Genomic DNA, 13,642 nt, shown 5'->3' with positions numbered 1-13,642 from the left:
AATAAAGGAGGACGTTTATCGAATAAAGTTGACAAAGGTGACGAGACTTCGGATGTTTGTACCGCGATAGGGCCAACATACGCCCTCGCAACAACATCAACTAATAGCGATAAATATGAAACCGATAGTAGAACTTAGCCATGTAACCTTCGCCTACTCGAATGGGGTAAAGGTGCTGAACGATTTCTCGCTTCAGATTCCAAGAGGGAGCATCTACGGCTTTCTTGGGCCAAACGGATCGGGAAAAAGTACCACCATACGAATTGCCATGGGGCTGCTCGACCCGCAAGCGGGAGACGTAACCCTCTTTGGCCAGCGCTACCAGCAAAGTAGGATCTCCATACTCTCGAATATAGGCTCTCTGATAGATAGCCCAACCTTCTACGAGCACCTTTCGGCAACCAAGAACCTCGAGCTTATCCGCTTAGCTCACGGTTTACCCCAAGCGTCGGTTGCCGAGGCGCTCGAGCTGGTTGGTTTGTCGACCACCGGCAAGCAAAAGGTTTCGCAGTTTTCGTTAGGGATGAAGCAGCGCCTAGCTCTGGCCATGGCGATGATGCCTAAGCCCGAGCTGCTGGTACTTGACGAACCATCGAACGGGCTAGACCCCAACGGCATTATCGAAGTGCGCGAGCTGCTGGTACGTATTAACCAGCAGTATGGCACCACGATCTTCGTATCGAGCCATCTGCTCTCGGAGGTCGAAAAGCTGTGCACCCATATCTCCATAATAAATAGAGGGAAGACCGTTTTTGAGGGCAAGGTGGAGCTGCTAACCGAGCGTATTGCCGTAGAGAAGCGCGTTTGGTTTACCGTAGACGCCATAGACAAGGTAGAGCAGCTGCTAAAGAAAAGCTACCAGCTGCAACGCAACGGATCGCTAAAGATTGGCGTGGAGTACAACACCGACAAGGATATCGCCCTGCTAAACCAGCTGCTAGTAAGCCACAACGTGGAGGTTTACGGCATCTACAAGGAACATCAAACCCTAGAGGAAATGTACATTAAGCTATTCGAGAATACCGACAACCAGCAGGAGCACTCCTTCCAAAAGCTATCCGTATAACCCCTAACTATAACGAATATGAAAACCGCACTAGAGCAATTTACCGCCGCATTTAAGGGCGAAACCATAAAGGCAAAGGGAACGGCCGCCTACTGGCTAACCTACGCCGGTCCATTCTTTATTATTGGGATTTACCTGCTGGCCTACTTCTTTAAAGGACACGATATGCTACCCGCCAAGACGGACCCGTGGATACCGATGGTGACCCGCGTGTGGGCCAGCGCGTCGATGGTGTTTCTGCCCATGTACCTTATACTGCTAGCCAGCCAGCTGCTCAACCTAGAGCATAAGAACTCGGCCTGGCGTATAACCTACACCCTACCCTACAGCAAGCATGTGGTATTTTGGAGCAAGTTTGCCATGCTGCTGCTGCTAAACGTATCGGCGGTGGTGCTTACCATGATACTAACCCTTGGCTTGGGCGTTACGCTATCAATCATTAAGCCCGATCTTGGCTTTTTGGTAGCCAACATACCGTGGAAGGTGGCCGCAGCGCTTATGTTTAAGGTGCTAGCTTGCACCATGGGCATCCTATCCATCTACTACTACGTATCGTTTGAAGTAAAGAACCAGGTAAAGTCGATAGGTGTGGGGATTGGGCTCTTCATCATCACCATTATTGTGGCCTCGTGGGAGTATGCCTACCTGATTCCGACCTTTTACCCGATGACCAGCGGCAGCGCATACATAGAGACCATTGCAAAGCACACGTCGATGTTTACCCTAAAGGAAATTGTTGTAGTAAGCAGCTACTTCTTTGTTTTCATGGTTGTAGCGTGGTACAGAACGTGCCATAAGAGAGCAGCCGCTTAATACTATATACTATATATACTTTTAGTTACCATGATGAAGGGGTATGAAGGGATTCATGCCCCTTTCGCTTTGGGCGCCACTCGGCACTCCTGCCCTGCCACCGCCAGCTACCTGCCTTTGTTAACGGATTCGGCTTCCCCCAAAGCGTACTCCACACTTTTGTTAACGGTTTCTACCTTCACCAAGGCTTACTATAGAGTAGTGTTAACGTATTCTGCCAACGCTAAAGCTAATTCTACCTTCGCTAAAGCTTACTATAAATTCTCCAAAGCCTACTCTGCCGACGCGATTGCTTACTACAGAGTAGTGTTAACGTATTCTGCCGACGCTAAAGCTAATTCTACCTCCGCTAAAGCTTACTCTAAACTCTCCAACGCTTACTCTGCCGCCACTATTGCCTACTACAGAGTAGTGTTAACGTATTCTGCCGACGCTAAAGCTAATTCTACCTTCGCTAAGGCTTACTCCAAACTCTCCAACGCTTACTCTGCCGACGCGATTGCTTACTACAGAGTAGTGTTAACGCATTCTGCCGACGCTAAAGCTAATTCTACCTTCGCTAAAGCTTACTCCAAACTCTCCATTGCGTACTCTGCCGACGCTACTGCTCACTATAGAGTAGTGTTAACGGATTCTGCCTACGCTAAAGCTAATTCTACCTCCAATAAAGCCTACTGTGCCACGACTACTACCAGCTACAGGCGCGCAGCTTGCAGGTGTGCGCCATCAACATAAAAAGGCGATGCCGGGGTTGCCCCCAGCATCGCCAGTATGGTAAGCTGCGCCACGCGGCTGCGCCGTTAGCCCTACTTAAGGCTGATGGCGGTGGTAGCGGCAGTAGAAACTTTGGCCGTTTTAACCCTTACGGCACCGCCCATAAAGCAGGTGTCGTAGAACCAGCCCTCGTTGCAGCGCTCGAAGTCGGCAAGGGTGCGCACCTTTGCCAGCTTTTTGCCGTTAACGGCTACCTGCTTGGGGGTAGCGGCGGTAACCACCTCGAGGATGTAGGCTCGTGCGGCGTACATTCCGTTGTAGGTGCCCACCACGGGGTTTACGGTAACATCGAGCGAGGAGCTGCTGCCGGCAACCGCATCAAACTTGGTGGTGGCAAACTTGCCCACACGGTGATCGCGGGTTAGGCCGTCGTCTTCGTAAAGGTTGTACGACGAAGCTCCGTTAGGGAAGATTCGAAGGGTGAGCGTGTCGGCTGGACGTTGCGCGTCGAACATCATCTGCTGGTACATGGGGATGATGGCGCCCGAGCGTACAAACAGGGGCAGCTTATCGAGCGGAGCGGCGTAGCCGTTGAGGGTGGTGCCGCCGCTGTAGGGCTTGCCATCCCAAAAGTCGATCCACGTACCTTGAGGTAGGTAGATGCCATCGCGCTTATCCTCCGATTTAAATACGGGTGCTACCAGAATATCCTTACCTAGGAGGAACTCGTAGCGGGTTGTCTCCTCGCCCCAGGTGTTGGGGTCGTTGGGGTACTCGAGTACGAGGGCGCGCACGGCGGGTACGCCAGTTTTGTTGGCCTCGGCACAGTGGGTGTACATGTATGGCGTAAGGCGCTGCTTAAGCATAAGGTACTTGCGGTTGATGGAGGTGAAAGGCTCGCCAAAAAGCCAAGGCTGCTTGTCGACTACGCCGTTCTTGTTGTTAGATGCCCATCCGGACATGGACATAAAGGCAGGCGTAAAGCATTTCCACTGCAGGTCGCGGGTAAAGGTGGAGTCGCTACCGCCAAAAATGCCGTCGATATCACCGGTAGCGCAGTTCTGGGCCGAAAGTCCGGATCCGATTACCGTTGGGATGTGCCAACGAATGTAATCCCAGGTTCCGGACTGGTCTCCAGTCCAAAGAACTGCGTTACGGTGAGAGCCCGCCCAACCACATACCATCCACACAAATCCGCGGGCATTGCTATTTTTCTCTATTCCTTCGTAGGCGGCCTTAGCGCCGTCGAGGGCAAACTTGTATCCGGGTCCTACCCAAGCCACATCGAGCTTGCAGAGGCGCGATCCGTACTGGCCCACCTCGCGAGCAATCTTCTCTACGCCGCTTTCGGTCCACAGCCCGGTGTAAAAGCCGCGCTTGTGGAGCTCGGTAACCACCGAGTCGAGGCGAGTGTAGCCGCATCCGTAGCCATCGTTGGGGAGAATCCAACCTCGGGGCATGTTATGCTCGATGTACTTATCGGCAATAATATCTATGACGCTAGGCGTTAGTCCAGAGTGGCCCGTGGAGGTTGATCCAACGGTTTTGCCCGACTTTGCGCCGCGGTTGTAGCAGTTGGCGTCGCCCATGCTCAGCCCCCAGCGGGGCATAAGGAAGGGTTTGCCGGTAATATCGGTGTAGCTATTTAGGATATCCTTAAGCGTGGTGCCGACAAAGAAGTAGGAGTCGAATCGGGGCTCCTCGTGCGAGAGCTTAACCGTATCGCCGAAGGTGTACTCGCCCGGTGCGTAGGTGTTGCGCAGGGCTCCCCATCCGGCGGTGCTCATAAAGAAGGGCGCGGGGTTAGGGTTGCCGCCATCCTCCCAGTTGTAGTCGATGTTCATTTTGATGGTCTTGTCGCGATGCGAGAAACGGCCGTTCTGCATCCCGCCGCCGTAGTAGTACTCGGTGGTACCGCGGCGAAGGTACTGAACGGTTTGCTGACCGTAGGTCATTCCGCGCTGCTCCTCCCACACCAAGGTGGCGTTATCGGCGCGGTATAGGGCCAAACGAAGCGGGTTCTTGTAGGCACGAAGAGCCAGCTTATCGGTTTTAAAGAGGTAGTAGTCGCCCTGATCGGAGTGGGCCACTGCAGCCGCCTTTTCGGGGAGGTTGATAACGATATCCTTTCCTGCAGGATCGGTAAACTCGCCATCGTAGGCCATCATCACCCTAAAGATATCGCTTCGGGGGAACTGCAGGCGCACCTTGGCCCGGTTGCAGGCCAGCTCGAAGAAGTCGTTGCGCTGCTCGAAGCGGGTAACCTTGCCCAGCTCGTAGGCGCCGGAGTATAGTATCTTGCTGATGGTGTCGTTGGAGGTGCGCATATCGCCGGGTAGCTGGGCTACGAACTTAACCTTGTGCAGACCAATGTCGGCTAGGTTAAGGTTGGGGAAGCGTACGGCAACGGTATCAATGATGCCAATGGGCTTCTTCTTGCTGGCAGGCACGGTAACCTTAATGGGCTCGCGGTTGTCGACAAAGAGCTGGCAATCGAAGCTGTTGGTGATGCTTTGAGAGCCTAGGTTTACCACCTTAAACACCAGCTGGTCGTTAGCGCCGAACTTGTTGCCCGTTTCCTTGTGCGAGTCGAGGTTGTAGGCGAGGATGTCGGCGTCAAAGGCTTCGGTAAGCTCCACATCGTCGACCATCCAGTACCAATGGTACAACCCTCGCCACGAGAAGCGGAGGTATACGTTCTTTTGGTTGGCAGCGGTGCGGGTTATGTTGATTTCGACGTTCATGGGGTTTAGGCAGTCCTCGCCGGCAGGAACGTTGTTGCGTACATCGTACTCGGTCCAATCCTTACCGTTGTTGCTGACGCCCACAAAAAGGCCCGCGTCCTTGTCCATATCCCTATCGTTCCAGTAGAAGTTTTGCTGGAACTTCAGCACCACCGACTTCTTTTTAGAGCAGTCGATAGCGTCGGACTGCACGTAGGCGTTGGGGTACTTGCCCTCCTTCTTCCACTTGCGGTAGCGCTTGTCTACCTTAACGGCAGGGGCAAACTGGAGGTGGTATCCTCGGCTGTTGGAGGCAATAGGGGGTGCTTGGTAGTTTCTACCGTACGATCCGGGGAAGGGTTGGTCGGTTACAAACCAGCTGATGCTGCTGTCGTTAAGAGCAACCGCCTTCCATCCTTTAGGAAGGTTTCCTTCGGAGAAGGTCTCCTTCCAAAATACCTTATCAGGAAGCTTTTGAGCGGCAACTACGGAGGCGGTTGCCATCAAAGCCATAAATGCTAGTATTCTCATAAGTGGCCGTTTAGTTTTTTTTCAAATTTATACATACAAATTAGAAGAACAACTTTACATAACGATAGCAAAAGAAAATATGCCATAAGGTACAAAACTTGCACAGGGATATCTCCTACCAGTACGCCGCTTATAATTCGCCTATTTTATATTCACACCCGCAAAGCCCCTATTAAAACACACACTCTTAAATTACACTAATAAAACAGGCGCAAATTTGAGGGCATCCAACTATTTCGGCGCCATATTTTGAATATATTTACCCCCCTAAACGCACACGTAAAAACAAAGAGGAAATACATGGAACTACTTTCTATTTGCCGCCAGTTTCAATTTGGGGCAACCCCAACAGAAGTGAAACCCCTAGGCGAAGGATTTATAAACGATACCTTTATAGTACATACCGACGGAACCGACAGCTACCTTCTACAACGCAAGAACCGCAAAATATTTACCGACGTACCTGCCATGATGAATAACATCGCGCTTGTTTGCGACCACATCAAGGCAAAGGTGGTAGCCAAAGGTGGCGACCCCATGAGGGAGGCGCTTACCGTTACCCCTACCGTTGACGGAAAGCTGTACTACCAAGATGAGGAAGGCGAATACTGGGCAGCCTGCCTATTTATTAAGGATAGCATTACCTACCAAGCAGCACGTACGCCCGAGCTCGCATTCCAAGGCGGTAAAGGTATAGGGCTATTCCAGTCGATGGTTGCCGACCTAAAGGCTCCGCTTGCCGACATTCTTCCGGGCTTTCACAACATCCGCTACCGCTTTAAGCAGTGGGACGAGGTGCTTGCCAAAGACCCAGTAGGCCGTAAAGCCGCTGTTGCCACCGAGATTGGCTGGATAGAAAGCCGCCGCGAGGAGATGCTTAAGTTTTGGGAGCTGGTAGAAAACGGAACAATCCCTACCCGCGTAACGCACAACGATACCAAGATTAACAACATCCTATTCGACCAAAAAGGCGACGTGCTTTGCGTTATAGACCTAGATACGGTTCTTAACAGCACCTGCCTAAACGACTTTGGAGACGCCATCCGCTCGTATACCAACACCGGGTTAGAGGATGATCCAAACTTGGAGAACGTATCCATGAACATGGAGATATTTGAAGCGTACGCCAAAGGTTACCTTTCGCAAACCATCAGCTTCCTAACCCCTACAGAAATCGAGTACCTCGCCTTCTCGGCCAAGTACATTACCTACGAGCAGGTGCTACGATTCCTTATGGACTACATAGACGGAGACAACTACTACAAGGTAAAGGATGCCAACCATAACCTACAACGTACGCTTGCCCAATACCAGCTACTTAGCAGCATAGAGGCGCAGTACGCCCAAATGTGCGAGGTGGTAAAAAAGGCAGCCGCAGCGTACAGGTAGCCACAGCAAGCCCCCTAAAAGAGGTTGAAAGAAACCTTTGTGTAATAGAAAAGGTGGCCACCCTAATGGTATTAGGGTAGCCACCTTCTTTCTTATAACGGGGTTATCTGGTTAAGCAACCCCAATCTTTTTATGGAACGCCTTTAGCGTGGTAACCGAATCGGCAAGGATGGTAAGCTTATCGCCCACCTGAATGGTTGTAAAGCCGTCGGGGACCAAGAAGTGCCCGTTGCGGTTAAGCATGGTTATGGTTATGCCATGAGGGAGCTCGAGGTTGACGAGGTTTTTACCTACGCAGTGGTACTCGGCAGCCACATCTAGTTCCACCACTATCGACTTAATTTTATTGGCCAGTTCGATATCCAGCGTAGATTTTTTCCTTATTCCCATAGGCACATTCAGCTTCAAAAATTTTGCGATAGCAGGAATCGTTGTTCCCTTAACCAGCACCGAGGTGAGCGATATGAAAAAGACCAGGTTGAAGATAAGCCTTCCCTTCTCGACCCCAGCCTCGAGTGCATAAATTGAAAGAATTATAGGAACGGCCCCACGCAGGCCAACCCACGAAATAAAAATCTTAGATCGGGTAGTAAAGTTCGAACCCCAAAGGCAGGTTAGCACCGCAATAGGGCGTGCTACCAGAATAATGAAAACAGAGAAAAGTAATCCGACTCCTATTAGTGGAACAAGTTCGGAAGGGTTAACCAGCAGCCCCAGGGTAAGGAACATGATTATCTGCACCATCCAAGCCTGCGCATCGAAATGCTTGGTGAGGCTACGCTTATGGATAAAATCGCTGTTACCAAGAACTATTGCAGCTAGGTAGACCGAAAGAAATCCATTTCCACCTAAAAAATCGGCCAACGAGAAGGAAAGAATGGCCAACCCAAGAAGTAGTACAGCATACAAACCGTCAAAGTTTAGGCTGATGCGGTTCATTATACGCGTTATGGCGTATCCCATTGCCACACCAACAGCGCCACCAATAGCAAACTGCTTTATAAAGAACCACACATATCCGAACACGCTGCTGTCGGGATTTTTTATCAGCATAATCATGGTTATGGTAAGCAGGTAGGCCATCGGATCGTTACTGCCGCTCTCGAACTCGAGCAACGGACGAATATTATTCTTTAACCCCATGCTTTTAGAACGCAGTATGGTAAATACAGCGGCAGCGTCGGTTGAGGAGATGATTGCACCAAGCAGCAACCCTTCCTTCATGGTTAGCACGGTGGTGTAGGTGATAAAAATACCCGTAAGTACGGCGGTAATAGCCACCCCCAGCGTAGAGAGTACAATACCCCGCTTTACGATGGGCTTAATGTCGGTGTAGCGGGTGTCCAAACCACCCGAAAAAAGGATAAGTATTAACGCAAAGGTTCCAATGAATTTTGAAATCTGAATATTATAGAAGTTAATTCCGCCAGGGCCATCGATACCTGCCAACATGCCAACAACCATAAATAGCACAACAACAGGTATTCCATACTTTGTTGTTTTGCTTAAAAAGACGCTAAAAACAAGCAGTCCAGATCCAATAAGTAAAAGGTTATTAAAAGTAAACTCCATTCAAAAATGCTTTTTCACAATGTACAAAAAGAAGAGAAGAATTGAAAACGGATATCTCACTTACCCCTAACAACAAAAAAGGAGCCTTGTTAAAGCTCCTTTTTGCAACCATAAAAAAATTAATCTACTTTTTCACAACTGTCGATATCTTACGCACAGCAGCAGCCTGAAAGAAGCCGAGCCCTCCGTTAGAAATATTACCTGCAATACTTGCTCCGGGAGGAGGAAAGAAAGGAAGCGGCTCGCGAAGGCTCATCTCCGCAGCCTGCACAAACTCGTAGTACTCCTTACTTATCGAGTAGCTGTATACGGTCAGGTTATCGTTTACTTTACAATCTATAGAACCAAAAATATTGATATCGGTAAACGTTTCGCCATTGGCAGCATTGTCGTTAAAACGCGACCAATTCTCTACCGTATCGCAAAGAGCACCATTTAGGGCGTACTTTAACAGGTAGCTATCACCCTTTTCGCTATTTTCGGTAAAGGCGGCCCTAACATCGAATTTATCCTTATCGAACTGCGAAGTTTTGGTAGATACGACATCAAGAATTAGAGGCTTTCGCATTGTGGAAGATGCCTTATACTCCTTACCATCTACATTTATAGTTAGGTTGTACGTTTTACCAACCTTGCCGTAAAAGCCCATTGGCGCAACGTAAACACCAGGGGTAGTTTGGGAGAAGGTAGTAACAACGCCCTCGCTCTCGACGGTAACAACTGCTCCTGAAACTTTTTGTGGATCTTCGGGCTTTAGGTAGCTTACCGTGCGAGATAGGCGCACAACCTGAGGCTCGTTTTGGTCGGTGATCATTCCGTCTACCACCAAGAAATTTTTGTTTGTACCGTTTAATTCTAGGTTAAACTCCTTCTTACAGCTGGTAGCCACCGCCAAAATTGCGGCGAATAGCACATATATTTTTCGCATGACGGTTAGAATTTAAAGTTATAGGTAACCGAAGGGATGATAGGGAACATCACCATCTTGTAGGTATTTATTTTTTTCGAATCGTTCTTATCCGTTTCGAAGTAAACAGAGTAGGCATTGGCCCTATTGTAGGCATTATACACTGCAAAATTCCATTCGCTCTCCCATCGTTGCCCCGGCTTACGCTTGTTGCGCACCGTTAACGAAAGGTCCAAACGGTGGTAGTCGGGAAGCCTCCAGCTATTCTTTGTTCCAGGCTCGTAATATGGAAGGTTGGAGTTACCATAGTTAAAGCGCATAGCGGGATAGGTAATAGGCGTTCCGCTATAGTAAACCCACGACGCCGTAAAATCGGTACGAGGAGAAATCTTATAGGTTAGCACCACGTTTAGGTTGTTGGGGTGGTCGTAGTTGGCATTGTACGACTTGCCTGCATTGATGTCGGGAAACTTACGAATGGCCTTTGATAGCGTATAGCTAACCCATCCTGTCAGATTCCCCGTATTCTTTCTAACAAAAAACTCCACGCCATAAGATCTAGCCTTACCAAAGCGAAGCTCCTTTTCGAGCTGGTCGTTAAGCAGCAGGTCGGCGTTATCTTTAAAGTCGATTTGATTTTGCATCCACTTGTAGAATCCCTCAACGGAGAACTCGAGCGAGTTATCCATAAAGTTGCGGAAGTAGCCAACACCTACCTGATCGGAAATCTGAGGCTCGACATACTGCGAAGCTGGAAACCAAATATCAAGAGGAGAACCAGCCGAAGAGTTGGAGGCCAGCTGCAAATACTGACGCGTGCGGCTGTAAGCAGCCTTCACCGACGAATTATCGTTGATGCGGTAGTTGGCGCTAAAGCGAGGCTCGAACCCAAAAGAGCTGTTGTAGAAGTTATTTTTTCCGTAGGTGATGGTATCAGTAACGGCAAAGCCTTTATTTTTATCAACAACGTAAACCGTTGCAGGACCGAAGTTATGAAAAGAGGAGAATCTCAGCCCATAATTAAGGGTAAGCTTATCACCAATTTTTTGCTCGTTCGAAACATAGACACCATTCTCCACCGCACGCTTATCAGTAGCGTTAAAGCTGCTGCTCTTGCCATCGACAGTAACCTTGCCAGGCTCGATGTAGTGAAGCGTGCTGCTAACACCAAACTTAATGGTGTTGGAAGTGCCCTGATAGAACGAAAAATCGTACTTAAACCCAATATCCTGAAGGTTGGAGCGCCATTTAAACTCTGGTTTTGTGTCAGAATTCTCGAGGTTGTACTGGTAGTTGGAGTAGATGACCGTAAAATTGGAGAACAAGCGGCTATTGAAGACGTGATTCCATCGGGTTGTTAGCGTGGCGTTCCCCCACTTCATGGAGAAGTCGTTGCCATAGCCCGTAACGTCTCTACCAAAGTAGGCCGATACAAAAACACGGTTATTATCGTTGATGGTATAGTTACCCTTTACATTTACATCGTAAAAGTAGAGCTTATTTTTGCGAATGGAGGAATCGCTCGAAAGCGCAAGAAACATATCGGCGTAGGTGCGACGTGCAGAAACGATGAATGATCCTTTATCCTTCTTGATTGGTCCCTCAACCGTTAGGCGGCTCGAAATAAGGCCAATTCCGCCCGATAAATGGTAATCCTTACTATTTCCATCCTTCATTCGGATGTCTAAAAGCGAAGAAAGGCGTCCGCCATGAGCAGCGGGAATATCCCCTTTATATAAGGTAGCATCTTTAATGGCATCGGTATTAAATACCGAGAAGAATCCCAGCAGGTGCGAGGCGTTGTAAACAGGAGCCTCGTCCAAAAGAATAAGATTTTGGTCGGATGATCCACCACGAACGGTAAAGCCGCTCGAACCTTCGACTGGAGCCTGCACACCGGGCATTAGCTGGATAGATTTCATGATATCCGACTCGCCCATGAGCACCGGTAGCGAAGAAAGCTTCTTGGAGTCGATTTTAGCCATACCAAGCTGTGTTCGGCTTACATTCTCGTCCTTTTTTTTGCTAGAAACAACAACCGATTCGAGCTGAACGCTGCTACTCTCGAGCTCGGCGTTAAGCGTGGTGTTGGACGTGAGCTTTACCCGCTGCGATAGCTTATCGTAGCCTACGAAGGTAAAATCGACGCTGTACTCGCCCTTAGGAAGCGAAATGGAGAAAAATCCGTAGGGATTGGTAACCACGCCGTGCTTAATTTCTTTAATGTAAATCGTTGCTCCGATGAGCGTCTCGCCCGTTTTCTTATCCTTAAGGTAACCGCTCATGGTATACCTCTCCTGAGCATGTAGCTGCGCTGTGGTGATAAATAAAATTGCAGCAGCTAGTAGTTTAATGTAATTCTTCATCCTTTTATTGAATGGGTTTGTACAAAGTTGACAATATCGGTTGTCTAACACCAGAAAAAATCGACGAATGGTAGATTATAGACGACGAAAAAAGGCAAACAAGATAAAAGTAATGCCCAAAAGAGAAATAAAAAACGGGTTGCAGCAGCTCGCAGAGGCAACCCGTTGCTTATTTTTTAGAACCGGTACGAAATCCCGGTTAAGATACAACCTTTATAACCCACGCCGTACTCAGCAAAACCAGCAAGCTTACCGCCAACGCGAACACCTACAGGAGAAAACTGAAAAGCAAAAAGAGTTCGCGTATCGGAGTCGCTTTTTGCAGACGTACCCTTTTTCGGAGTAAAGCGCTCGTTTTGAATTCCGACGCCAACGGCAACATCGCCATAAAGCTGAATATATTTCTTATTAAGGTAAATAACAGAAGCGCTGGGCATAATACAATAGCTATCGACATGAATATCTCCAAGCTTCGTTTGAGTTCCACCAATCCTTGACCAAGGTTCGCGCTTCTCCTGCTCGTAGGTAAGCGCAAGTCCTACATTAATCCGATTGGTAACGTAGTATTTGCCAGCTACGGCTATTGCACCAGTAAAAGACTTGCTATCGCTGCAATAGGTACCCAAAGTAGCAAGATAGGAGAATGCTGTAGAGGCAATACCGTCTATTTCGGGCATAGATAAATAACCCCAGCTCGCATTCACCTCAAAATCTCCCTTCTTAGACTGCGCCATTGCGCCATTAGCCACCAGTAATATCATCCCTAAACCAATAAAATACTTTTTCATGATAATTCTTTTTTAAATTAGAAAATGTAGGGCATTGCTGCCCCTAAAAATTTTGGATCCTATGCCCCTAAGAGGGCACATCGGGAAGATAATACTTGAAACGAATGTTAAAATACGCAGCAAAGAAAAACGGGCAGCCACAACCAACCAAGCATAGAAGACAAAAAGTCGAGTTATCGAAACAAATTTATATCTTTCCACATCTAAACAGAATACTATTTTAAGATGGCTAATTTTAAGGAGGATCTTCGAAAAGTTAAGGCGTTTGCCTTCGATATTGACGGCGTATTTACTGACGGAACTCTTCTAATACATCCTAGCGGCGAGATGCTTCGCTCGCAAAATACCCGCGATGGCTACGCAGTTCAGCTGGCTGTTAAGCTGGGCTTTCCGGTAGCTATTATTTCGGGAGGCAGGGGCGATTCTATGATACCTCGGTTTAAAAGTCTTGGCGTTACCGATATCTACCTCGGCTCGCATGATAAGCTCGACGACTTCACCGATTTTTGCTTCAAGTACGACCTGCAACCCGACGACGTGCTATATATGGGCGACGACATACCCGATATCTGCGTGCTCCAAAAGGCTGGAATGGCCACCTGCCCGGCCGACGCGGTAACCGAAGTAAAAGAAATTTCGAGATACATCTCCGACAAGCCAGGCGGTAAGGGCTGCGTGCGCGATGTGATAGAGCAAGTGCTCCGCCTCAACGGAAAATGGCTAAACGACGCTACAAAAAATGTACAATCTCTTTAAATTAATACGGATAAACA

10 protein-coding genes are annotated in these 13,642 nt (G+C 48.7%); 5 read left to right on the top strand and 5 right to left on the bottom strand.

Annotation, left to right across the window (positions count from 1 at the left end; genetic code table 11):
• Window positions 1-115: 115 nt before the first annotated feature.
• Genes L990_RS09590 through L990_RS09580 form a run of 3 tightly spaced genes read left to right on the top strand, consistent with a single transcriptional unit; the run spans window position 116 to window position 2,614 of the window.
• Window positions 116-1,066, top strand: a complete 951-nt coding sequence (locus L990_RS09590) for an ABC transporter ATP-binding protein (RefSeq protein WP_047448112.1) — start codon at window positions 116-118, stop codon at window positions 1,064-1,066.
• Window positions 1,067-1,084: 18 nt separating this feature from the next.
• Window positions 1,085-1,879 (top strand): ABC transporter permease, encoded by a 795-nt coding sequence (locus L990_RS09585; RefSeq protein WP_047448110.1) that lies wholly within the window; start codon window positions 1,085-1,087, stop codon window positions 1,877-1,879.
• Window positions 1,880-1,909: 30 nt separating this feature from the next.
• Window positions 1,910-2,614 carry a hypothetical protein gene (locus L990_RS09580; protein WP_156121483.1) on the top strand — a complete coding sequence of 235 codons (705 nt, stop codon included), beginning with the start codon at window positions 1,910-1,912 and terminating at the stop codon, window positions 2,612-2,614.
• 71 nt (window positions 2,615-2,685) lie between these two features.
• Here L990_RS09580 and L990_RS09575 read toward each other — a convergent pair whose 3' ends face one another.
• Window positions 2,686-5,847 carry a TIM-barrel domain-containing protein gene (locus L990_RS09575; protein ID WP_052180887.1) on the bottom strand — a complete coding sequence of 1,054 codons (3,162 nt, stop codon included), beginning with the start codon at window positions 5,845-5,847 and terminating at the stop codon, window positions 2,686-2,688.
• A gap of 300 nt (window positions 5,848-6,147) precedes the next feature.
• On the opposite strand from L990_RS09575, the gene L990_RS09570 reads away from it, so the two are divergent.
• Window positions 6,148-7,236, top strand: coding sequence for a phosphotransferase enzyme family protein (locus L990_RS09570; RefSeq protein WP_047448301.1), 1,089 nt, complete (start codon window positions 6,148-6,150; stop codon window positions 7,234-7,236).
• 111 nt (window positions 7,237-7,347) lie between these two features.
• Here the strand turns inward: L990_RS09570 and L990_RS09565 are convergent, their stop codons facing one another.
• From L990_RS09565 to L990_RS09550, 4 genes are all read right to left on the bottom strand, one after another.
• Window positions 7,348-8,808 (bottom strand): potassium/proton antiporter, encoded by a 1,461-nt coding sequence (locus tag L990_RS09565; RefSeq protein WP_047448104.1) that lies wholly within the window; start codon window positions 8,806-8,808, stop codon window positions 7,348-7,350.
• Window positions 8,809-8,932: 124 nt separating this feature from the next.
• Window positions 8,933-9,736: a DUF4249 domain-containing protein gene (locus L990_RS09560; RefSeq protein WP_047448101.1), complete on the bottom strand. Its 804-nt coding sequence runs from the start codon at window positions 9,734-9,736 to the stop codon at window positions 8,933-8,935.
• A 5-nt stretch (window positions 9,737-9,741) separates the two neighbouring features.
• The gene (locus L990_RS09555; RefSeq protein WP_047448099.1) at window positions 9,742-12,081 is read right to left on the bottom strand and encodes a TonB-dependent receptor; all 2,340 of its coding nucleotides are present in this window, start codon (window positions 12,079-12,081) and stop codon (window positions 9,742-9,744) included.
• 176 nt (window positions 12,082-12,257) lie between these two features.
• Window positions 12,258-12,869 carry a hypothetical protein gene (locus L990_RS09550; protein ID WP_047448096.1) on the bottom strand — a complete coding sequence of 204 codons (612 nt, stop codon included), beginning with the start codon at window positions 12,867-12,869 and terminating at the stop codon, window positions 12,258-12,260.
• Between the two features lie 225 nt (window positions 12,870-13,094).
• Here L990_RS09550 and L990_RS09545 point away from each other — a divergent pair, with 225 nt between their 5' ends.
• Window positions 13,095-13,625: a KdsC family phosphatase gene (locus L990_RS09545; RefSeq protein WP_047448084.1), complete on the top strand. Its 531-nt coding sequence runs from the start codon at window positions 13,095-13,097 to the stop codon at window positions 13,623-13,625.
• Window positions 13,626-13,642 lie beyond the last annotated feature (17 nt).

The sequence above is a fragment of the Alistipes sp. ZOR0009 genome (assembly GCF_000798815.1).
Classification (GTDB): Bacteria; Bacteroidota; Bacteroidia; order Bacteroidales; family ZOR0009; genus Acetobacteroides.
The sequence above is the reverse complement of the archived record's forward strand: the minus strand, read 5'-3'. Positions and strand labels throughout refer to the sequence as shown.